The 20,873-nt window shown below is 73.0% G+C and carries 18 protein-coding genes; 9 read left to right on the forward strand and 9 right to left on the reverse strand.

The features are described 5' to 3' along the window. Positions 1-67: 67 nt before the first annotated feature. Complete coding sequence (locus ACH4S9_RS34510; protein WP_311725866.1) at positions 68-1,966, reverse strand: AAA family ATPase; 1,899 nt, start codon at positions 1,964-1,966, stop codon at positions 68-70. A gap of 450 nt (positions 1,967-2,416) precedes the next feature. Continuing rightward, a complete protein-coding gene (locus ACH4S9_RS34515; protein WP_311725867.1) occupies positions 2,417-3,067 on the reverse strand; it encodes a hypothetical protein in 651 nt (216 codons plus the stop codon). A gap of 229 nt (positions 3,068-3,296) precedes the next feature. Here ACH4S9_RS34515 and ACH4S9_RS34520 point away from each other — a divergent pair, with 229 nt between their 5' ends. The 4 genes from ACH4S9_RS34520 (at position 3,297) to ACH4S9_RS34535 (ending at position 8,407) form a co-directional block, all read left to right on the forward strand. Continuing rightward, positions 3,297-4,685, forward strand: coding sequence for a peptidase C39 family protein (locus ACH4S9_RS34520; protein ID WP_361193027.1), 1,389 nt, complete (start codon positions 3,297-3,299; stop codon positions 4,683-4,685). Between the two features lie 176 nt (positions 4,686-4,861). Further along, on the forward strand, positions 4,862-5,362 hold the full coding sequence (locus ACH4S9_RS34525) for an Hsp20/alpha crystallin family protein (RefSeq protein WP_311725869.1): 501 nt from the start codon (positions 4,862-4,864) through the stop codon (positions 5,360-5,362). 91 nt (positions 5,363-5,453) lie between these two features. After that, a complete protein-coding gene (locus ACH4S9_RS34530; protein WP_311725870.1) occupies positions 5,454-5,882 on the forward strand; it encodes a DUF2267 domain-containing protein in 429 nt (142 codons plus the stop codon). A gap of 314 nt (positions 5,883-6,196) precedes the next feature. Further along, positions 6,197-8,407, forward strand: coding sequence for an EAL domain-containing protein (locus ACH4S9_RS34535; RefSeq protein ID WP_311725871.1), 2,211 nt, complete (start codon positions 6,197-6,199; stop codon positions 8,405-8,407). A 47-nt stretch (positions 8,408-8,454) separates the two neighbouring features. On the opposite strand, the gene ACH4S9_RS34540 is transcribed toward ACH4S9_RS34535, so the two are convergent. The 3 genes from ACH4S9_RS34540 to ACH4S9_RS34550 all read right to left on the reverse strand — a co-directional run bounded on the left by ACH4S9_RS34540 (position 8,455) and on the right by ACH4S9_RS34550 (position 11,755). Continuing rightward, on the reverse strand, positions 8,455-8,841 hold the full coding sequence (locus ACH4S9_RS34540) for a DUF779 domain-containing protein (RefSeq protein WP_398375501.1): 387 nt from the start codon (positions 8,839-8,841) through the stop codon (positions 8,455-8,457). Beyond that, complete coding sequence (gene adh, locus ACH4S9_RS34545; RefSeq protein WP_398375503.1) at positions 8,841-10,364, reverse strand: aldehyde dehydrogenase; 1,524 nt, start codon at positions 10,362-10,364, stop codon at positions 8,841-8,843. Before adh ends, ACH4S9_RS34540 begins: the two co-directional genes overlap by 1 nt. A gap of 80 nt (positions 10,365-10,444) precedes the next feature. Further along, positions 10,445-11,755 (reverse strand): GAF domain-containing protein, encoded by a 1,311-nt coding sequence (locus ACH4S9_RS34550; RefSeq protein WP_398375504.1) that lies wholly within the window; start codon positions 11,753-11,755, stop codon positions 10,445-10,447. Positions 11,756-11,928: 173 nt separating this feature from the next. On the opposite strand from ACH4S9_RS34550, the gene ACH4S9_RS34555 reads away from it, so the two are divergent. Further along, entirely contained in the window at positions 11,929-12,612 is a 684-nt protein-coding gene (locus tag ACH4S9_RS34555) for a hypothetical protein (protein ID WP_398375506.1), read from the forward strand. A 166-nt stretch (positions 12,613-12,778) separates the two neighbouring features. On the opposite strand, the gene ACH4S9_RS34560 is transcribed toward ACH4S9_RS34555, so the two are convergent. Further along, the gene (locus ACH4S9_RS34560; RefSeq protein WP_311725876.1) at positions 12,779-12,955 is read right to left on the reverse strand and encodes a zf-HC2 domain-containing protein; all 177 of its coding nucleotides are present in this window, start codon (positions 12,953-12,955) and stop codon (positions 12,779-12,781) included. A 34-nt stretch (positions 12,956-12,989) separates the two neighbouring features. Between ACH4S9_RS34560 and ACH4S9_RS34565 the strand changes: the two genes are divergently transcribed. Next, a complete protein-coding gene (locus ACH4S9_RS34565; protein ID WP_311725877.1) occupies positions 12,990-13,583 on the forward strand; it encodes a sigma-70 family RNA polymerase sigma factor in 594 nt (197 codons plus the stop codon). Here ACH4S9_RS34565 and ACH4S9_RS34570 read toward each other — a convergent pair. Together ACH4S9_RS34570 and ACH4S9_RS34575 are read right to left on the reverse strand one after the other, a co-directional pair. Beyond that, positions 13,580-14,740 (reverse strand): PP2C family protein-serine/threonine phosphatase, encoded by a 1,161-nt coding sequence (locus ACH4S9_RS34570; protein WP_311725878.1) that lies wholly within the window; start codon positions 14,738-14,740, stop codon positions 13,580-13,582. The genes ACH4S9_RS34565 and ACH4S9_RS34570 overlap by 4 nt on opposite strands. A gap of 171 nt (positions 14,741-14,911) precedes the next feature. After that, positions 14,912-16,174, reverse strand: a complete 1,263-nt coding sequence (locus ACH4S9_RS34575; protein ID WP_358847479.1) for a glycoside hydrolase family 18 protein — start codon at positions 16,172-16,174, stop codon at positions 14,912-14,914. Between the two features lie 360 nt (positions 16,175-16,534). Here ACH4S9_RS34575 and ACH4S9_RS34580 point away from each other — a divergent pair, with 360 nt between their 5' ends. Then, complete coding sequence (locus tag ACH4S9_RS34580; RefSeq protein ID WP_311725880.1) at positions 16,535-17,707, forward strand: acyl-CoA dehydrogenase family protein; 1,173 nt, start codon at positions 16,535-16,537, stop codon at positions 17,705-17,707. A gap of 143 nt (positions 17,708-17,850) precedes the next feature. On the opposite strand, the gene ACH4S9_RS34585 is transcribed toward ACH4S9_RS34580, so the two are convergent. Beyond that, positions 17,851-18,228 (reverse strand): hypothetical protein, encoded by a 378-nt coding sequence (locus tag ACH4S9_RS34585; protein WP_311725882.1) that lies wholly within the window; start codon positions 18,226-18,228, stop codon positions 17,851-17,853. 334 nt (positions 18,229-18,562) lie between these two features. Here ACH4S9_RS34585 and ACH4S9_RS34590 point away from each other — a divergent pair, with 334 nt between their 5' ends. Both ACH4S9_RS34590 and ACH4S9_RS34595 read left to right on the forward strand, forming a co-directional pair. Continuing rightward, the gene (locus tag ACH4S9_RS34590) at positions 18,563-19,003 is read left to right on the forward strand and encodes an Lrp/AsnC family transcriptional regulator (RefSeq protein WP_311725883.1); all 441 of its coding nucleotides are present in this window, start codon (positions 18,563-18,565) and stop codon (positions 19,001-19,003) included. A gap of 150 nt (positions 19,004-19,153) precedes the next feature. Continuing rightward, the gene (locus tag ACH4S9_RS34595) at positions 19,154-20,806 is read left to right on the forward strand and encodes an amidohydrolase (protein WP_311725884.1); all 1,653 of its coding nucleotides are present in this window, start codon (positions 19,154-19,156) and stop codon (positions 20,804-20,806) included. The last annotated feature ends 67 nt before the right edge of the window (positions 20,807-20,873 follow it).

Consider the following 20,873-nt stretch of genomic DNA (forward strand, 5'->3'; position numbering starts at 1 on the left):
GGACCCCCTCACGCCCTTCGGGCGTGTCCTCAAGCGCCGGACGGGCTGAAAATCAGCCCCTCCGGCGCTACTCCAGGGGTGGGTCCTCGGGGTCGCGGTACATGGGGCCGCGGCCGGAGAGGACCTCGCCGTACGCCTGCATCAGATCCGGCAGCCGCAGCGTCGCGAGATCCTCGCGCGTAGGCGTCCCCGTCCACCCGGACAACCGCAGATCCCGGTACGCGCAACTCTTCTCGTACAGCGTCCGCAGAAACCGCCCGTTGCCCAGCTCGTCGATCCAGCCCTGCTCCACCACGTGTCCGCTGATGGACCGCAGCTCCTCCACGGCCTCCTCGTCCCACTTGTCGCCGTTCTCCGCGGCCAGGACCTCGCCGATCCGGGTGAGCTCGAGCGGGCGGTAGCTGGGGAAGTCGACGCGGGTGGTGAAGCGCGAGCCGAGGCCGGGGTTCGCGGCCAGCAGCCGGTCCATGCCCTCGGGGTAGCCGGCGAGGATCACCACGAGGCGGTCGCGGTTGTCCTCGGCGCGCTTGAGCAGCACCTGGAGCGCCTCGTCGCCGTACGCGTCGCCCTTGCTGTAGCCGGAGTTGGAGAGGGAGTACGCCTCGTCCACGAACAGCACCCCGCCGAGCGCGGAGTCGATCAGCTCGTTGGCCTTCACGGCCGTCTGGCCGAGGTACTCGCCGACCAGGTCGGCGCGCCCGGCCTCGACGAGATGGTCGCCGCCCAGCAGTCCGAGCGCGTAGAACACGCGGCCGAGGATGCGGGCGACGGTGGTCTTGCCGGTGCCGGAGGGGCCGGAGAAGACGAAGTGGCGCTTGGGCGGCTGGACCGGGAGGCCCTGTCCGGCGCGCAGCCGGGCCATGTGGAGCTGGGCGGACAGCGCCCGCACCTGCCGCTTGACGGGCTCCAGGCCCACCATGCGCTCCAGCTCCTGAAGCGCGTTCTCCAGCAGGACGGGGTCGGAGGGGCCGGGCTGCGGGGTCGCGCCGGCTCGCTCGCGCGGGCCGTCGGCGGCGACCACGGGGGCGCCGACCAGCGGGGGGCCTTCCGGGTCCGGGCCGGTGGCGCGCAGCTCGCGGCCGTCCGGCGGGTCGGCCGTGACCAGGGGGTCGGGGTCGGTGGCGGCGTCGCGGCCCTCGGCGGCGTCCTGGCTGCCGAGCCCGGCCAGCGAGACGGCGGCGAGGTCGGCGGTCTCGTCGAGGCCGTCGCCCTCCGCTATGGCCGCGAGCCGGGCCGAGGTGTCCATGAAGGTCGGGTCGATGCGGTGCACCGCGCGGTAGAGGGGGAGCGCCGCGGCGCTGCGGCCGGTGCCCTCATGGGCGCGGGCCAGCCAGTAGCGCAGCTCCTTGCGCTGCGGCTGTTCGCTGCGGCAGCGCATCAGGGCGGCGGCGAGCAGCGGTTCCGCCTGGCCGAACATCTCGAGACGCACCCGGGCCATGCCGCCGAACAGCCCCGCCTCGATGCCCAGTAACGGATCGTCCAGCAGCGGCTCGGTGTGCCGCACCAGCTGCTCCCAGTCCTTGACCAGATAGGCCCGGCAGGCGTGCAGAAAGCGCGCCTGCGGATCGGCCTCCACGGGCGGGCAGCCGGCCAGGGCCCGGTCCAGCTCGGGGACGTGGCGGCCGTCGAGCCAGTGGGAGGCGTGTGCGAGCAGCAGGTCCCGGCTGGTCTCCAGGACGGGCTGGACCCACCAGCCCAGCCAGTACCAGGAGTTCAGGGTGCGGCGGTGGTGGGCGCGCTGTTCGCCGAAGCGGTCGCGGTGCCGGTACATCCGCAGCAGCGCGGTGGTGGTGTCGGCCCGCAGCGCGTGCAGACCGAGCCAGGCGTCGGCCATTCCGGGATCGTGCCGCACCGCGACCCGGAACTCGTCCTCCGCCTGCGCGTACGCGCCCATCGTGTAGGCGTCGACGGCACGCAGCCAGGCGAGATCGGCCGGGGCGTGCGAACCCTGCGTGCCGAAATCCATCACGTCCCCCACAAACCCTGCCCCCGTGGTTGCCGCAGGGGCGGCTGCCCCGCTTCGCATCGTACCTGCGCAGGCCGCACGGGCCGAGGGTGCCGCACGGCTGTTCGTGTCCAACTTGCCTGGCCGGGCGGCGTGCGCGGGGGCGCGGACGGGGCGCGAAAGGCCGGAAGACGCTGGTCACCCAGGGTGAGGGGGTCCGAGGACAAAAGTGGTGGAAAGGGACTCCGGAAGGATCTCCGTGAGCCCTCCCGGACAGGACGAAGCCCCCGATCACGGGGGAACAACCGGGGGCTTCGCGTTGTGGGGCGACTCGCACGAGTCGCACATTGAGAACGTAAGACCTGTATGGGCCCTAGGTCAAGCCGAGTTGGGGTGCGCGTCGTGCGCCGGGAGCGCCGCGCGGGCGCGGTCGGCCGCGCATCGTCACACAGAGTGATGCCGGGGGGTGGTTCAGGGCGCCTCGGCGGGCCCCGTGAGCAACTCGTACCCCTCGTTTCGCTGCATCACCAGGATTTCGGCATGGGGACGTGAGGGGTCGGCGGCGAAATGCGCGCGCTCGGCGAGAAGCCAGCCGTCCCAGAATGTGGACATCTCCGGTCCGTCCCGCAGCTGTCCCCGCCGCCAGGACTCCGCCTCGGGCAGTTCCATCCACAGCAGGCGCGCAAGGTGCGGGCGCAGGGCGCGGCGCCCGCTGCCCACGCCCTCGACGAGCACCACGGGGGCCGGGTCGAGCCGCCGAGAGGCGGCCGTGAAGCGGCGCTCCACCCAGTCGTACGGCGCGTAGTGGGCGGCGGCGCCGCGGGCGAGGGGGTCGAGGATCTGCGCGCGCAGCCGCCCGGTCCAGGCGAACAGCTCGTCGTGGGTGGCGAGGTCGTCGGTGTGCAGCACGGGGGCGCCGCCGAGCGCCGCCGCCAGCCGCCCGGCGAATGTGGTCTTGCCGGACCCGGCGTGCCCGTCCACCGCGACCAGCCGTACGGGCCCGCACGAGGGCGGCAGCGCGCGCAGCCGCGCGGCCAGCGCGGCGAGCTGATCGGGCGGCTCCGGGGCGGCGGCCGGGGGGCCGGGCGGGGCGGGCGGTGCGGCGGGGCGGTACAGATCCATCGCCGACCACCTTACGGCCGCGGCCCCGGGCCTGCCGCGCCGCCGTTCCCGCCCCGTTCCCGCGCTGCCCTCACCTCGCGATTCGCCCCGCCCTCACTCCAATGGTCCACACCAATATTGATGAGGCGCCCAGCCGGGAATCACTGGCCTGACACCACTCGCAGCGGCCATAGTTGTGCGACTGTCGCGCACCCACGGCCCACCCGGACGACGACTGGGGGAACCCCGTATGACCAGATCCGGAGACGGATTCACACCTCGCCGCACCGTGCTCGCCGCCGCCTTCGCCGTCACCGGCGCGGCCGCCCTGTCCACCGGCACCGCGGCCGCGGAGCCGGTGCGCCCGGCGGCCCGGCCGGCCCGGAAGGCCGCCGCCCCGGCCGTCGGCTACCACGGCTGGAGCAGCCTCGCCGACTGGCGGGCGGGAGCGGGTGACGGCATCCGCGTCGAGGCCGGAGCCCGCCCCGGCGTGGTCATCTCCCGCCCCGCGGGCACCGCCGACTACACCGATCCGCACACCGGCATCACGGCGTCCTGGGAGTACGCGACCTGGACCTCCCCGGCGCACACCCTGGCCACTCCGGCCACCGAGGCGATCGTGTCCTGGAACGCCCGCACCCCGGCCGGCACCTGGATCCTGGCCGAGCTGAAGGGCACGTACACCGACGGCACCGACACTCCCTGGTATGTGATGGGCCGCTGGGCGTCCGGGGACGGCGCCGAGTCCATCCGCCGGACCTCGGTCGACGACCAGAGCGACGGCAAGAGCTCGGTGTGGACCGACACCTTCTCCGTCGACGACGCGGCGAGCGGGCTGCGGCTCGTCTCGTACCGGGTGCGGCTCACCCTCTACCGCAAGCCCGGCAGCAAACTGACGCCCACGGTGTGGCGCGTCGGCGCGATGGGCTCGGACGTCCCCGACCGCTTCGAGGTGCCCGCCTCCACCCCGGGCCTGGCCGGGGGGCGTGAGCTGACCGTGCCGCGCTACTCGCAGGAGATCCACAAGGGCCAGTACCCGGAGTACGACAACGGCGGCGAGGCGTGGTGCAGCCCCACCTCGTCCCAGATGATCATCGAGTACTGGGGCCGCAAGCCCACCGCCGGGGACCTGGCCTGGGTCAACCCCGACTACGCCGACCCGCAGGTCTGCCACGCCGCTCGGCACACCTTCGACTACCAGTACCAGGGCTGCGGCAACTGGCCGTTCAACGCCGCCTACGCCGCCACCTACCGCGATCTCCAGGGAGTGGTCACCCGGCTCGGCTCGCTGAACGACGCCGAGAAGCTGATCGCCGCCGGCATTCCGCTGATCACCTCCCAGTCGTTCCTCAAGGAGGAGCTGACCGGGGCCGGATACGGCACCGCGGGCCACCTGATGACCGTGATCGGCTTCACCGCCGAAGGCGACGTCATCGCCAACGACCCGGCCTCGGCCGACAACGCGGCGGTCCGCCACGTCTACAAGCGGCGCGAGTTCGAGAACATCTGGCTGCGCACCAAGCGCTACAACGCCCAGGGCAAGGTGGCCTCCGGCACCGGCGGCGTGTGCTACCTGTACTTCCCGGCCAAGCCGACCGCGAGTCAGAGCCGCGTCCTGCGGGAGCTGGGCATCCGCTGAGCGCACGGGCGGCGCTCGGCCCCCGGGCGCCGCCCCGCCCCCTCCCTCCGGTCCTTCCCCGACCCGCTCACGCCCCGCCCCGGCCATGATCCGAGGTGCGGGCGGCCCTCCGGCTGCCCATCCTGGACAGGGGACAACGCATCCGCGGATCACCGACAGGACGGAGGTGGTGGGCGATGAGCATGCCCGTCCGGAGAACACGAAACGAGGGCGCGATGGAGCGCCAGCGCGGCTGGGCGCGCAGTCCCCTGGCCGAGTTCGACGAGTTGCTCAACCAGATGGGCGGGCTCCTCGAATCCACGGTCGGCGGCGCGGTACCGGGCGCCGGTCTGGCGGCCTGGACGCCGTCCGCCGATGTGTCCGAGACCGACGAGGCATATCACGTCCAGATCGAGCTGCCGGGCGTCAGCCGCAGGGACGTCGACGTCGAGGTGAGCGGGCAGGAACTGGGCGTCTCGGGGGAGATCAAGGAGCGGGAGAGCAAGGGCGTTCTGCGCCGCAGCACGCGTCGCACCGGCCGCTTCGAGTACCGGATGCGGCTGGCGGGCGAAGTGAACACCGAAGGCGTCAAGGCGAGCATGTCCGACGGCGTGTTGACGATCGGCGTCCCCAAGGCGGAGACCACCAAGCCCCGCCACATCGAAATCACCGAGGTCGGCGAGAGCAGGGGCGGCTGACCCCGCCGAAGGAGGCTCTGTCCCGCGGCGGGACCGCCCCCTTCGGGTGTGTTCCGCCGCGGTCGGCGGGCGGACGCGGAAGGACGACAAGATGGTTGCCACAGGCTTTTCCTCGTTCGACACCATGGTCGACAAGGCGAATCGGCTTCTGAAAGAGATCGAAGAGGTGTACGGCTGGCCCAAGGAGCGCCGCAAGCAGTCGTACGCGGCGCTGCGCGCGGTGCTGCACCATCTGCGGGACCGGCTCCCGGTCGACGAGGCCGTGCAGTTCGGCGCGCAGCTCCCGACCCTGCTGCGGGGCGTGTACTACGACGGGTGGCGGCCCGCGCACACACCGGTGAAGATGAACAGCGAGGAATTCTTGAGACGGGTCCGCGCGGACTTCCCGTACGCGATCGAAGGTGACACCGAGCAATTGGTGCGCACCGTTCTGCAAGCCCTTGAACGCCATGTCAGCGAAGGCGAGTGGAATGATCTGAAGGCGCGGTTGCCATCGTCGCTGGCGTCCGTCATACCTTAGCGCGCCCGGATAATTGCCCGGGTTCTCCCGGCTTTTCCGTTCCTGGCGCCGAAAAAGACCGAGAAGTGGACTAGTGATTTCCACTTCCCGCTCCGCATCGGACGGCCGATCAGTAATCTCGGCTCAGCAGCGGGTTGCCCTGCCGCTATTCGTCATGCTCCACTTCCCCGAGGACGCGGACGACCCCGAGGGCGGCCCCGGAAGCCGGAAGAGGGCGAGGAAGTGCAGGACGTGTACTGGCGGCCGAAGGGCGACGACGGCGCAGGCGAGGACGCGGCGGCTCATGGCGGCCGCGCCGCGGCGGGGCCCGCGATATGACTTCCGGGCCGGGCGGCGGGCCGAGACCTGAGGAGAGCACGGCGGAGAGTGCGGCGGCCGAGGAGGCCCGGGTCAGGCGGTTCGCGGAGGTCTGGAGCCGCGCCGTCCACCCGGTGACGGCGACGGCCATGACCCCGGCCGAGTTCGAGGAGCGCCTGGTGCCGCTGGCCGCCCGGCTGAGCGCGGCGCTCCGCTCCGAGCCCTTCGACACCGCGCCGGCGTACGAGGTCGGGGCCGCGCTGGTGGACGTGCAGTGCACCGAGCCCGAGGCGCTCCCGGCGATCCTGGGCGCCATCGACAGCCATCTGGTGCCCTACTGCCCGCCCGCCGCGGCGACGGCCGGGCCCATGACCGAACCCATGGCCGAGGACGAGGCACGGGCCCGCTGCACCCGGCTCCAGCACGCCCTCGCCGCCGGCTTCGTCCGCGAGCTCAGAGAGCGCGAGCGCGATCAGCACGAGGCCGTCTCGCGCGCCGCGGAGGCCGCCCGCACCGCGGCCGAGAGGGCGCTGCACGCCAGCGAGGCCAAGTTCCAGGCGGTGTTCGAGGGCGCGGTCATCGGCGTCGGCATCTGCGGCCTGGACGGCGAGATCCTGGTCGTGAACGACGCCATGGCCCGGATGTTCGGCGGCATGGACTTCTTCCGCCCCGGCCGCAACGTCAACGAGTTCGTCCACCCCGACGACGCGCCCGGAGTCCACGAGACCTACCGCGAGCTGGTGACCGGCCGGCGCGACCACTTCCGCATCGAGAAGCCCCACTACCGCGACGACGGCAGCGTGCTGTGGACCAATCTGACGGTCACCCTGCTCCGCGACTCCGCCGGCGCCCCGCAGTACCAGCTCACCCTCGCCGAGGACGTCACCGAGCACCGGCTGCTGCGCGAGCGGCTGCGCTACGAGGCCACGCATGACGAGCTGACCGGGCTGCCCAACCGCACCCTGTTCCTGGAGCGCCTGGACAAGGTGCTGGCCGGCGAGGCCGGCGCCGAGCGCTTCGGCGTCTGCTACCTGGACCTGGACGGCTTCAAGTCGGTCAACGACAGCCTCGGACACATCGCGGGCGACCGGCTGCTCAAGGCCGTCGCCGACCGCCTCCAGGACTGCGCCGCCTCCCCCGACGAGCTGATCGCGCGCGTGGGCGGCGACGAGTTCCTCGCCCTGGTCACCGGCCCCACCGCACAGCAGGACGGCACCGCCCTGGCCCGCCGGATGCTCGCCGCTCTCGAGGAGCCGGTCCGTGTCGACGGCCGCGAGCTGCTGGTACGGGCCAGCATCGGCGTCGTGGACGGGCCGGCCGGCGAGATCGGCCGGGCGGAGGTGCTGCGCAGCGCGGACATCACGATGTACCGGGCCAAGGCGGCCGGCGGCAATCGCTACGAACTCGCCGACGCCGACTCCAACGCCCGGGTCATCGCGCGGCACAGCCTGACCAACGGCCTGCCCGCCGCCCTGGAGCGGGGCGAGTTCTTCATCGAGTACCAGCCCCTGGTGCGGCTGGCCGACGGCACCGTGCGCGGCGCCGAGGCGCTCGTCCGCTGGCTCCACCCCAAGCACGGCGTCCTCGGCCCCGACCAGTTCATCCCGCTCGCCGAGGACACCGGGCTGATCGTCCCGCTGGGCCGCTGGGTGCTGGAGCAGGCCGCCCGGCAGGCCCGCGACTGGCAGGACGCCGCCGAGGACGACACGGACCCGCTGCGGGTCAACGTCAACCTCTCGCCCTGCCAGCTGAGCCACCCCAGCCTGGTCTCCGACACCGTGGCCGTCCTGGAGAACGCGGGGCTGTGCCCGAGCGCGCTGTGCCTGGAGGTGACGGAGAACGACCTGATCGGCGTGGACGAGGACGCGCTGCGCCCGCTGCGCCAACTCGCCGACCTGGGCGTGGACATCGCCCTGGACGACTTCGGCACCGGCTACTCCAACCTCTCGTATCTGCGCCGGCTGCCGGTCTCCACGCTCAAGCTCGACCGCTCCTTCACCCGGGGCATGCAGCGGGCCCCGATCGACCCCGTCGACGTCAAGATCGTGGAGGGGATCGTCTCACTCGCCCACACCCTCGACCTGGCGGTGACGGTGGAGGGCGTGGAGACCGCGGTGCAGGCCGAGTGTCTGCGCGGCCTGGGCTGTGACACCGCCCAGGGCTGGTACTACGCCCGCCCCGGCCCGCCCGAGCGCCTCCACACCCTCGCCCTCGCCGACGCGAGCTGACGCCCGCGGCGGGGGCTTGTACGGGCCCCCGCCGCGGGCGCACGGTCTCACCCCGGCGCGTCCAGCAGCCGGGAGCGGATCAGGAAGCGGACGCCCTCCGGCGCCTCCAGGGAGAAGCCGCTGCCCCGGCCCGGCACCACATCCACCGTCAGATGCGTATGCCGCCACCGCTCGAACTGGTCGGCCGACATCCAGAACCCGACCGGCTCCGCGACGCCCTCCACCGTCAGCGACCCCAGCAGCACATCCGCCGCGCCCGTACGGAACTCCCCCAGCGGGTAGCACATCGGCGCGCTGCCGTCGCAGCAGCCGCCCGACTGATGGAACATCAGCGGTCCGTGCTCCTCGCTCAGCCGCCGGATCAGCTCCGCCGCGGCCGGGGTCAGCGCGACCCTCGCGACCCGGGAATTCGCGACATGCTCGGACTCGGCCATCAGAAGAAGCCGAGCTTCTTGGGGGAGTAGCTCACCAGCAGGTTCTTGGTCTGCTGATAGTGGTCCAGCATCATCTTGTGGGTCTCACGGCCGATGCCGGACTGCTTGTAGCCGCCGAACGCCGCGTGCGCCGGGTAGGCGTGGTAGCAGTTGGTCCACACCCGGCCCGCCTGGATGGCGCGCCCGGCGCGGTAGGCGGTCGTGCCGTCGCGGGTCCATACGCCCGCGCCCAGCCCGTACAGCGTGTCGTTGGCGATCCTGATCGCGTCGTCGAAGTCGCCGAACGGGGTCACGGCCACCACCGGGCCGAAGATCTCCTCCTGGAAGACCCGCATCTGGTTGGTGCCCTCGAACACCGTGGGCTGGACGTAGTAGCCGCCCGACAGCTCGCCGCCCAGGTCGGCGCGGGCGCCACCGGTCAGCACCCGGGCGCCCTCCTGCCGGCCGATGTCCAGGTAGGACAGGATCTTCTCCAACTGGTCGTTGGAGGCCTGCGCGCCCAGCATGGTGTCGGTGTCCAGCGGATGGCCCTGGGTGATCTTCTCCGTACGGGCCACGGCCGCGTCCATGAAGTCCCGGTAGTGGCCCTGCTGGACCAGGGCGCGCGAGGGACAGGTGCACACCTCGCCCTGGTTGAGGGCGAACATGGTGAACCCTTCCAGGGCCTTGTCCAGGAAGTCGTCGTCGGCGGCCGAGACGTCGTCGAAGAAGATGTTCGGGCTCTTGCCGCCGAGCTCCAGCGTCACCGGCTTCAGGTGCTCGCTCGCGTACTGCATGATCAGCCGCCCGGTGGTGGTCTCGCCGGTGAAGGCGACCTTGGCCACGCGGGCGCTGGAGGCCAGCGGCTTTCCGGCCTCCACGCCGAAGCCGTTGACGATGTTGAGCACGCCCGGCGGCAGCAGATCGGCGACCAGGCTCAGCCACAGATGGATGGAGGCCGGGGTCTGCTCGGCGGGCTTGAGGACCACCGCGTTGCCCGCGGCCAGCGCCGGGGCGAGCTTCCAGGTGGCCATCAGGATCGGGAAGTTCCACGGGATGATCTGGGCGACCACGCCCAGCGGCTCGTGGAAGTGGTACGCGACGGTATCGTCGTCGAGCTGCGAGAGGCTGCCCTCCTGGGCCCGGATGGCCCCCGCGAAGTAGCGGAAGTGGTCGATGGCCAGCGGGATGTCGGCGGCCAGCGTCTCGCGCACCGGCTTGCCGTTCTCCCAGGTCTCGGCGACCGCCAGCGCCTCGAGATTCTCCTCCATGCGGTCGGCGATCCTCAGCAGCACCGAGGCGCGCTCGGCGGGCGAGGTACGGCCCCAGGCGGGGGCCGCGGCGTGGGCGGCGTCCAGGGCCCGCTCGACGTCCTCGGTGGTGCCCCGGGCGATCTCGGTGAAGGTCTGTCCGTTGACCGGGGTCGGGTTCTCGAAGTACTGGCCCCGCTGGGGCGGCACGTATTCGCCGCCGATCCAGTGGTCGTAGCGCGGTTGGTAGCTGACGATCGAGCCCTCGGATCCCGGGCTTGCGTAACGCGGCATGGGCGGCCCTCCCGTGTTTGTCGTATACGACAGTATTCGTCAGGTGTACGTCATTCGTCAGGCGTACGTCGGCGGCGACGCTAGAAGTCGGTACGTTGCGTGGACGTTGCGCCGGGGCGCACGCCGGGATCGAGCCCGTACGCCGCGCGCAGCCGCCGCACCCGGGGCAGCAGCGACGCCCGGCCCGGAGCGTGCGCCGGAAGGGCCGCCAGCAGGGCCTCGCCCGCCTCCAGGTCGTCCTCGCCCCACGGCGCCCTGGTCCACCACCGCAGCAACTCCGGTTCGCCGCAGGCCAACACGGCGCGGCGGACATCGTCCTCCACGATCCGGCGCATCCGGCACACCCCGGGCGCCTCCGACAGCGGCAGCAGCGGCCCCGCGTACGCGCGCACCGCCGCATGCGTGTTACCGGCCGCCAACTCCTCCGCCACGGCCGCCACATCGGCCCGCACGGGCGCGCACAGCCGGTAGGGGCGCGAGCCCAGCAGCGACCCCACCAGGCGGCGCAGCCGCGACAGCTCCGCGCGCAGGGTCACGGGGGAGCGCCGGTCGGCCTGGTCCCCGTACAGCTCCAGGGCCAGCCGGTCGCCGCTCAGGCCCTCCGGGTGGGCGGCCAGCAGCACCATGATCTCGCTGTGCCGCGGCCCCAGCCGCAGCCGCCGCCCGTCGGTCACCAGCAGCGCCTCGTCCCGCCCCAGCGCCGTCAGCCGCACCCGCGGGCCCGACGGGCGCGGCGCCTCGGCCGCCAGCCGGCCCTCGGCGGCCCGCGCGGTCGCCTGGACCAGGGCCAGGCTGTGCGGGGCCGCCAGATGGTCGCCGCCGGTGATGTCCACCGCGCCCAACAGCCGCCCGGTGTGCGGGTCGTGCACCGGGGCGGCCGCACAGGTCCAGGGCTGCACCGCGCGGTGGTAGTGCTCGGCCGCGAAGATCTGCACCGCGTGGTCGACGGTGAGCGCCGTGCCCGGCGCGTTGGTGCCCGCGTGCCGCTCGTCCCAGCGCGCCCCGGCCACGAAGTTCATCCGCTCGGCCTGATGCCGTACGCCCGCGTGCCCCTCCACCCACAGCATCCGGCCCTGCTCGTCGCAGACCGCCAGCAGATGCGCGCCGTCCTGGGCGAAGGTGCCCAGCAGCTCGCGGAACAGCGGCATCACCCGGGCCAGCGGGTGGTCCGCGCGGTACGCCTCCAACTCGGCGTCCGCCAGATCGATCGGCGCCAGGCCGTCCTGGGCCACCCGCGCACTGGCCGAACGCCGCCAGGAGTCCGCCACCACCGGGCGGACGGCCGGCGAGACCGCCCCCTCGGTCAGAAACTCCTCATGGGCGCGGCGCACCGCGCGGACGTGCTCCGCCGGATCCGCGCCCGACGCCATCGCCAGCCAGGGGTTGACCACAGGTGTCCTCCCTCGAGGTCGCGGAGGGGCTCACGGACGGTCGGGTTCCTCACACTCTCCCGCGCGCACGCCGACCCGCAAGAGCCGGGACGGAGCCGGTCCATGCGCAACTTGCTCAACTTCCGCGCCCCTGGCGGCGCCGGGCGGTGCGCGAATGGGAGCATGAGCGCGTCATGGAAGCGGGCCACGTACTGCGGGCGCTGCGAGCCGCGGTGTTCGCAGCGGTCTGTGTGCTGCTCGCGGCGCTCGGGCACGCGCTGATGTCCGGGGCCGCGGTCCCGTGGTGGGTGATCGGGGCCGCCGTGCCGCTCGTCGGCGGGGCGACCTGGTGTCTGGCGGGGCGCGAGCGCGGACCGCTGGCGGTGGTCGCCGCGACCGTGGGCGCGCAGACCGCGCTCCACGTCGCGTTCGGCCTCGCGCAGGGCGCCCTGCCCGGGGCGGGGGCGGGGGCACCGTACGGCGCGGCGCCGACGGACGCGCCCATGTCCATGCCCATGTCCATGCCGATGTCCGGGCACGCCCACCCCATGGCCCACGCCCACGAGGCCATGGCCTCGGCGCCCCTGCCCGGAGGCCAGGGATACGGCGCGCTCGGCATGTGGTCCGCGCACCTGGTGGCCGCCCTGCTGTGCGGCATGTGGCTCTCCGGCGGCGAACAGGCCGTGTTCCGGCTGGTGCGCACCCTGGCCACCGGGCTGTTCGCGCCCCTGCTGACCCTGCTGTACGGCGCGCCCCGCGTGCCCGCGCGGCCCCGCGTCCGCGCCGCCCGCCGCGGCGGCTCCCAGCGGCTGCGACGGCTGCTGCTCGCCCATGTCATCGCCACCCGTGGTCCGCCGCCCGGGGCCGCCGTCCGCTGACGGACGGCGGCCCCCTCAGGCCCACCACGTCACCGGACGGCCCCTCGGGCCGCCCGGACTTCAGGAAGGACCGCAGGCGATGACCCCTGCCCGCACCCCGGACGCCGCCCCACGGCGGCGCCCGGCCCCCCTGTCTGCCCTCTCCGTCCTCTCCGTATCCCGGCGTTCACGCGCCGTCGAGACGGGCCGCGAGCTCCCGCAGCCGCCGCGCCCGCTCACCCCAGCGGCGGCACTCCGGGCACTCCAGCAGATGGGCGTCGAGCACCGCGTCGGGGACCTCCGGCGGCGGCGCCTCGCCGTCGACACGGGCCGACACGGCGACCCGGAACTGAGCACAGACCACCCCTTCATGGTCCCCGATGGCGCGGGGTACGGCGATGCCTGACCGCGACGACGAGACCCTGACGGCCTGGGCGCTCGCCGCCCGCGGCGGCGACCTCGAGGCCGTGGACCGCTTCGTGCGCGCCACCCGGCGCGATGTGTGGCGCTACGTCCACCGGCTGAGCGACGACCCGCACTCGGCCGACGACCTCGTCCAGGAGACCTATCTGCGCGCGCTGCGCGGCCTGCCCCGCTTCGAGGGCAGATCCTCGGCGCGTACCTGGCTGCTGTCGATCGCCCGCCGAGCGGTCGTGGACCGGCTGCGCCGCAACGCGGCCAGGCCGCGGCTGTCGGACACCGACGACTGGCAGACGGCGGCCGAGCGGGCCCAGTGCCGGGCGCAGCCGCACACCGGCTTCGACGAGTCGGTGGCGCTGTCCCAGCTGCTCGCCCTGCTGCCGTACGAGCGGCGCGAGGCGTTCGTCCTCACCCAGCTGCTGGGCCTGCCCTACGCCGAGGCAGCGCTCGTTGTCGGCTGCCCCGTGGGCACGGTCCGGTCCCGCGTGGCCCGCGCCCGCGAGGCGCTGATCGAGCAACTGGCGACGGCCGAGCGCGCCGCCATCGCACCCGAACCGGTGGGCTGCGGCTAGCCGGGCGGTACGGGGGCGTGTTCCAGGACGATCACTGCCGCGTCGTCCTGGAACCGCCCCTTCGTATGGACGTCCAGGTCCTTTCTCAGCCGCTCCAGCAGCTCCGGGGTGGGCAGCGAGGCCCAGCCGCTGAGGCGGTCGGCCAGGGGGTAGAAGTCCCCGGCGGAGCAGCGCGCCTCGGTCACCCCGTCCGTGCAGGCGAACACCCGGGTGTCGGGCTGGATGGGGATCCGCTGGACCGGGCGCGGCGTGCCGGTCAGGTCGCCGAGGCCGAGCGGCAGGCCGGGCTCCTCGGAGTCCAGCTCGCGGACCGTGCCGTCGGCGTGGAGCAGATACGGCTGGACGTGCCCGCAGTCGATCAGCACCAGCCGTACGTCGTCCACGGGGTCCGGGGTGTGGGCGGGGGCGTCCGGGGCGGGTGCGGGGTCCGGCAGCTCGATTCCGAACACCAGGGCCGTCACAAACCGTTCCTCCTCGGTTCCGTTCCGCTCCCGCTCGTGCGCGGAGTTGTAGCGCCGCAGCCCCACCTCCATGGCGGCCACCCCGCCGCTCAGACTCCGCACGTGATACGCGGCCTCCCGGAACGCGGTCAGCACCGCCGCCCCCGCCCCGAGCGTGCGCAGCCCCTTGCCCTGCACATCGCCGATCAGCACCCGGGGCCCGTAAGGGGTGTCGACGACCTCGTAGATGTCGCCGCCCACCAGGGCGCCCCGCTGTGAGGAGACGTAGAAGCCGTCCACGACCACATCACCGCTGTGCAGCGGAAGCTCGCGCAGCAGGGCGCGCTGTGCCGCCTCTCCGGTGGCGCGGACCTGCGTCAGCAGCTCTTCGCGGTCCCGCAGCAGCCGGGCGACGGCGATGCTCGCGCCGACCATGATGATGTTGCCGAGGATGGAGGCGACGCGGTTGATGGTGACCATGGTGTCCGGGATGACGCCGTGGGTGACGATCATGACGGCGAGGTCGAGCAGGCCGAGCACCAGCGTCTGGCCGTAGGTGCAGACGGCGGCGGCGATGAGGGGGGCCAGCCCGGCGAAGATGTCCAGCCGGAACGAGCGGGGGGTGATGGAGTCGATGAGGACGACCAGCGCCAGATAGACCAGCAGCAAGGGGAAGATACGGCTCGAATGCGCACGTATGCGCTCCCGCCAGGGCACCGGAACCTCCGCCTCCAGATTTGGAACGGTGTCCAGGTTCGCACGATGCGCCGCAAAATAGCCATAGAGGTGGAGGACCGGACATATCCGGCCCCCCACCTCTCGCTCCCCGCCGGGAGCGCCGGCCGACCGGTGCCGAGCGGTGTCGGCCGGTGGGTCGGGCGGTGAAGGTCAGCTGATGGCCTTGATCAGCTCACCGTTCGACGTGTCGCCGCTGAGCTCCCAGAAGAAGGTGCCGCCCAGGCCCTGCTGGTTCTTGTAGGACATCTTCCCGGCGATGGTGGCGGGGGTGTCATAGCTCCACCACTGGCTGCCGCAGTGCGCGTACGCGGTCCCGCCGACCGTGCCGGTGGCCGGGCACGAGTTCTTGAGCACCTTGTAGTCCTCGATGCCCGCCTCGTAGGTGCCGGGTGCCGCGCCCGTGGCCGTCCCGCCCGGGGCGGACTGGGAGACGCCGGTCCAGCCGCGTCCGTAGAAGCCGATGCCGAGCAGCAGCTTCGAGGCCGGGATGCCGAGGCCCTTGAGCTTGGTGATCGCGGCGTCGCTGTTGAAGCCCTGCTGCGGGATGCCGCTGTAGGAGGTGAGGGGCGAGTGCGGGGCGGTCGGGCCCTGGGCCGCCCACGCGCCGAAGAAGTCGTAGGTCATCGGGTTGTACCAGTCGACGTACTGCGCGGCGCCGGCGTAGTCGGCGGCCTCTATCTTGCCGCCGGAGGAGGCGTCCGCGGTGATGGCGGCCGTCACCAGGTTGTTGCCGCCGAACTTGGCGCGCAGCGCGGCCATCAGGTTCTTGAAGGCGTCCTTGCCGCTGGTGTCACAGGTGTTGCCGCACGCGTTGGGGTACTCCCAGTCGATGTCGATCCCGTCGAAGACATCGGCCCAGCGCGGGTCCTCGACCAGGTCGTAGCAGGACTGGGCGAAGGCGGCGGGGTTCCTGGCGGCCTCGGCGAACCCGGACGACCAGGTCCAGCCGCCGAAGGACCAGAGCACCTTCAGGTTCGGGTGCAGCTTCTTGAGCTTGCGCAGCTGGTTGAAGTTGCCGCGCAGCGCGCCCGCGTCCCAGGTGTCGGCGACGCCGTCGACGCTGCTCCCCGCGTCGTACGCCTTGTCGTAGTCGGCATACGCGTCGCCGATGGCGCACTTGCCGCCGGTGACATTGCCGAAGGCGTAGTTGATGTGGGTGAGCTTGGCGGCGGAGCCGGAGGTCTCGATGTTCTTGACGTGGTAGTTGCGCTGGTAGATGCCCCATTCGGTGAAGTAGCCGATCACCTTGTTGCCCGCAGCGACCTTCGCGTCGGCCTTCGCGGCCTTCGTCCCGGCCTTCGTGAGGGGCTCGCCGGCGGCGGCCGGGCCGGCGAGCATCGTGGCGGTCAGTACCGCCGTACACAGTGCCGCGAGGGCGGCGAGCAGTCCGCGAAGTCCGCGAGGTCTGCGCATGGATTCTCCTCCGTGGGGGTGAGGGGAAAAGGTGCTGTCCGGACGACCTGCCCATGACTTGACATGAACGCGTAGGGCACGGTGGGCACACCGTAGAAGGACTAGACCAGTGCGGTCAATGGTTTGGACCAATACGCTCGCCGCCCGAGGAACTTCGTTGAAGATCCATCCATCGGTGACGCGGGGCCCTCGATCGGGCATACTCCAACCGCCACGGCGCAGGTCACGCCCCGTTCGAGACCCGACGGGAGCGGCCCTGACCGCCCGGCAGCACCCCCGGCGGCGCCGCCCTCACCCCCGGCGCCCCGCCGCCGCAGCAGCCCCCGACAGGGGACGGAAGAGGGAGAGGAGAGCGCCGCCATGACCGACCACGGACCGCAGCCGGTGGAGCGTGAGCTGCCCACCGACGAAGCCCGCGACCTGATCGCGCTGGTTCGCGAGGTGATCGAGCGGGAGATCAGGCCGCAGGCCGCCGAAGAGGAGGCCGCCGGGCGCTTCCCGCGCGAGCTGTTCACCCTGTTGTCGCGGTCCGGGCTGCTGGGGCTGGTGTACCCCGAGGAGTTCGGCGGCGGCGAGCAGCCGTACGAGGTCTATCTCCAGGTCCTGGAGGAGCTGGCCGCGGCCCGGCTCACCGTCGGCCTCGGCGTCAGCGTGCACACCCTCGCCTGCCACGCGCTCGCCCACTACGGCGCCAAGGAGCAGATCGCCGAGCATCTGCCCGCGATGCTGGGCGGCGGCCTGCTGGGCGCGTACTGCCTGTCCGAGCCCTCCTCCGGCTCCGACGCGGCCGCGCTCACCACCCGCGCCGTGCGCGAGGGCGACACCTGGACCCTGACCGGCACCAAGGCCTGGATCACCCATGGCGGCATCGCCGACTTCTACACCGTCATGGCCCGCACCGGTTCCGACCGCACCCGCGGCATCACCGCGTTTCTCGTCCCCGGCGACGCCCCCGGGCTCTCCGCCGCCGCGCCCGAGCGCAAGATGGGTATGAAGGGCTCGCCCACCGCCCAGATCCACCTCGAAGGCGTCCAGGTGCCCGACGCCCGCCGCGTCGGCGACGAGGGCCAGGGCTTCGCCATCGCCCTCTCCGCCCTCGACGCGGGCCGCCTCGGCATCGCGGCGTGCGCGACCGGCGTCGCCCAGGCGGCGCTGGACGAGGCGCTCGCCTACGCCACGCAGCGGCAGCAGTTCGGCCGGCCCGTGGCCGACTTCCAGGGGCTGCGTTTCATGCTCGCCGACATGGCCACCCAGATCGAGGCCGGGCGCGCCCTCTACCTCGCGGCCGCGCGGCTGCGCGACGCGGGCAGGCCCTTCTCCAAGCAGGCGGCGATGGCCAAGCTGTTCTGCACCGACACCGCCATGAAGGTCACCACGGACGCCGTCCAACTGCTGGGCGGCTACGGCTACACCGCGGACTTCCCGGTCGAGCGCTACATGCGGGAGGCCAAAGTGCTCCAGATCGTGGAGGGCACCAACCAGATCCAGCGCGTGGTCGTCGCCCGCCATCTCGCGGGTCCCGAGGGTCGCTGAAGCGGCGCCGGTGACGGCGCGGTGAGGTGATCGATCCCGAGCCCATGGCGAATGCTCTTGTCAGTGGGGGGCGCGGCGTGCCGGGCCCCCTCAGAGCGAGCGGCGGGACTTCGCGGACACGGCTCAGGGGTGAACCGCGGGCCTCAGACCCGGGACGACGGCCGGCGGCGGCGCAGGCCCGGCATCCGGATCGGCTGCGACCCGGGGCCGCCGATGTGCGAGAACGGCTGCATCCGCCAGTCCAGGGTCTCCGGGAGTGTCAGCAGCAGCGCCGCGTCCTGCTCCGACGCGTCCAGCGAAGCGTCGGCGGCGGAGGCGTCAGCCACCCCCCGCCCCGTGCCGGGGCACACGGTGAGTCCGAACGGGTTCCACGGGGACGGGCACAGCGCGTGCTCCGGGAGCACGTCCTCGTCCGCCAACAGGGCGATCGGGCGAGCGCAGTCCGGGCAAATAACCCGGAAGATCTCGTAGGTCTCGTCCATATCGATGTCGCCTTCTTCGAGGCGCTCCAAATAGGGCATGAGTTTCCCCCTCGGGTGGGCTGGCCGGGCACGTCGGCCTCGGCCTGGTCGGGCGCGTCGGCCTCGACCACAGCAAGCATTTCCCGCCGCACTACGCGGGTAATCGCGGCACTCCCTGGGACCCCGGCGAATGTATGTGGTGTTCGTCACATGCCCGGTGCAGATGCTGCGAACATGGGCTTATGTCCGCTGAATATGCCGACCGGGCCGCACCGCCCGCGACCACATAAGACCCTCCGGCAGTAGGGGGCACCTCCCGGCGGTAGCCGGGGGAGAGAGCGATCGGTCCGCGACGCCGCGGGCGCTCCTGCCGGAGGGGCTAAGGTGATCGGCTGTGGAGGAGCTGGACAGACAGATCGTGGAACTGCTCGTCAAGGACGGGCGGATGAGCTACACCGACTTGGGCAAGGCCACCGGCCTGTCGACATCCGCGGTGCATCAGCGCGTCCGGCGGCTCGAACAGCGGGGGGTGATCCGCGGCTACGCGGCCGTGGTGGACCCCGAGGCCGTCGGTCTGCCGATCACCGCGTTCATCTCCGTCAAACCCTTCGACCCCAGCGCGCCCGACGACATCGCCGAACGGCTCGCCGACGTGCCCGAGATCGAGGCGTGCCACAGCGTGGCGGGCGACGAGAACTACATCCTCAAGGTGCGCGTCGCCACACCCCTGGAGCTGGAGAACCTGCTCAGCCGGATCCGCTCGCTGTCCGGGGTCTCCACCCGGACCACCGTCGTGCTGTCCACGCCCTACGAGGCGCGCCCGCCCCGCGTGTGAACCGCTGAACCGGTGAACCGCTGAACCGCTGAACCGCGCGCGAACCCGTGGCGCGAAGACCGACCCTGGTGCGGGGCGGCCCCTGCGAAGGGCGAGACTTGAGGGGCGTACCGCACGACCGACCGAACCGACCCCGCGAGGCAGCCCGCCGTGAACGACCCCACCCCCGCCCAGGCCGAAGGCCGCACCGTGCTGCTGCGCGGCGGCGACGTCCACAGCCCCGCCGACCCGTTCGCCACCGCCATGGTGGTCGAGCGGGGGACCGTGGCCTGGGTCGGCTCGGAGGGCGCGGCGGACGGCTTCGCCGACGGCGTCGACGAGGTGATCCACCTCGAGGGGGCGCTGGTCACCCCGGCGTTCACCGACGCGCATGTGCACACCACCGCCACCGGCCTGGCCCTCACCGGCCTCGACCTCGCGGGCGCCCGCACGCTCGCGGACGCGCTCGACCGCGTCCGCGCCCACGCCCGGGCCCACCCCGACGACCGGATCCTCCTCGGCCACGGCTGGGACGCCAGCGGCTGGCCCGAGGGGCGGCCCCCGACGCGCGCCGAGCTCGACGAGGCCGCCGGCGGCCGGCCGCTCTACCTCACCCGTATCGACGTGCACTCCGCCGTCGTCACCACCGCCCTGCTCGACCTGGTCCCCGGCGTCTCCGGGCTGGCCGGCTACCACGCCGTCGACGACGCTGCCGCCCCGCTGACCGGCGCCGCCCACCACGCCGTGCGCGCCGCCTCCCGCGCCGGGGTGACCGCCCGGCAGCGCGCCGACGCCCAGCGCGCCGCCCTGGCCCGCGCCGCCTCCCTCGGCATCGGCTCGGTGCACGAGTGCGCGGGCCCCGACATCTCCGGCGAGGACGACCTGGCCGGGCTGGTGCGGCTGGCCGCCGAGGAGCCTGGCCCGCGCGTCTTCGGCTACTGGGCCGAGGCCGCCGCGAGCGCCGCCGACCTGGACAAGGTGCGCGACCTCGGCGCCCTCGGCGCGGCGGGCGACCTCTTCGTCGACGGCTCGCTCGGCTCGCACACCGCGCATCTGCACGAGCCGTACGCCGACGCGGCACACACCGGCACCGCCCACCTGGACGCGGCCGCCGTCGCCGCCCATGTCGTCGCCTGCACCGAGGCCGGGCTCCAGGCCGGCTTCCACGCCATCGGCGACGCCGCCGTGACCACCGTCGTGGAGGGGGTACGGGCGGCCGCCGACAAGGTCGGCCTCGCCCGCGTACGCGCCGCCCGGCACCGCGTCGAGCACGCCGAGATGCTCACCCCCGCCACCATCGCCGCCTTCGCCGAGCTCGGCCTCACCGCGTCCGTCCAGCCCGCCTTCGACGCCGTCTGGGGCGGCGAGGCGGGCATGTACGCGCAGCGGCTCGGCGCCGAGCGGGCCCGCACCCTCAACCCCTTCGCCGCGCTGCTGCGCGCCGGCGTGCCCCTGGCGCTCGGCTCCGACAGCCCGGTCACCCCGCTCGACCCCTGGGGCACCGTCCGCGCCGCCGCCTTCCACCGCACCCCCGAGCACCGGGTCTCCGCCCGTGCCGCGTTCACCGCGCACACGCGCGGCGGCTGGCGGGCGCTCGGGCGGGACGACGCGGGCGTCCTGGTGCCCGGCGCGCCCGCCGACTACGCGGTCTGGCGCACCGGTGAGCTTGTCGTACAGGTGCCCGACACGCGGGTCGCCGACTGGTCGACCGACCCGCGCTCCGGGACCCCCGGGCTGCCCGACCTCACACCCGGCGGCCAACTCCCCGTCTGCGTGCGTACGGTGGTCGCCGGGCGCACCGTGTACCTCCGCCCGGACGAGTGACGGACGGCCGCGCCGTACCGCCGAACGATGCCCCCGCGGCTTGTCGCGGGGGTTGAACACCGTCCGT

Origin of the sequence: Streptomyces sp. NPDC021225 (assembly GCF_044332865.1) — a bacterium.
GTDB lineage: Bacteria > Actinomycetota > Actinomycetes > Streptomycetales > Streptomycetaceae > Streptomyces.

Excerpts from the sequence above, each read along its gene's own strand:
- ACH4S9_RS34510 (WP_311725866.1), bottom strand. The coding sequence starts at position 1,966 with ATGGATTTCGGCACGCAGGGTTCGCACGCCCCGGCCGATCTCGCCTGG.
- ACH4S9_RS34515 (WP_311725867.1), bottom strand. The coding sequence starts at position 3,067 with ATGGATCTGTACCGCCCCGCCGCACCGCCCGCCCCGCCCGGCCCCCCG.
- ACH4S9_RS34520 (WP_361193027.1), top strand. The coding sequence starts at position 3,297 with ATGACCAGATCCGGAGACGGATTCACACCTCGCCGCACCGTGCTCGCC.
- ACH4S9_RS34525 (WP_311725869.1), top strand. The coding sequence starts at position 4,862 with ATGAGCATGCCCGTCCGGAGAACACGAAACGAGGGCGCGATGGAGCGC.
- ACH4S9_RS34530 (WP_311725870.1), top strand. The coding sequence starts at position 5,454 with ATGGTTGCCACAGGCTTTTCCTCGTTCGACACCATGGTCGACAAGGCG.
- ACH4S9_RS34535 (WP_311725871.1), top strand. The coding sequence starts at position 6,197 with ATGACTTCCGGGCCGGGCGGCGGGCCGAGACCTGAGGAGAGCACGGCG.
- ACH4S9_RS34540 (WP_398375501.1), bottom strand. The coding sequence starts at position 8,841 with ATGGCCGAGTCCGAGCATGTCGCGAATTCCCGGGTCGCGAGGGTCGCG.
- adh (WP_398375503.1), bottom strand. The coding sequence starts at position 10,364 with ATGCCGCGTTACGCAAGCCCGGGATCCGAGGGCTCGATCGTCAGCTAC.
- ACH4S9_RS34555 (WP_398375506.1), top strand. The coding sequence starts at position 11,929 with ATGGAAGCGGGCCACGTACTGCGGGCGCTGCGAGCCGCGGTGTTCGCA.
- ACH4S9_RS34565 (WP_311725877.1), top strand. The coding sequence starts at position 12,990 with ATGCCTGACCGCGACGACGAGACCCTGACGGCCTGGGCGCTCGCCGCC.
- ACH4S9_RS34575 (WP_358847479.1), bottom strand. The coding sequence starts at position 16,174 with ATGCGCAGACCTCGCGGACTTCGCGGACTGCTCGCCGCCCTCGCGGCA.
- ACH4S9_RS34580 (WP_311725880.1), top strand. The coding sequence starts at position 16,535 with ATGACCGACCACGGACCGCAGCCGGTGGAGCGTGAGCTGCCCACCGAC.
- ACH4S9_RS34585 (WP_311725882.1), bottom strand. The coding sequence starts at position 18,228 with ATGCCCTATTTGGAGCGCCTCGAAGAAGGCGACATCGATATGGACGAG.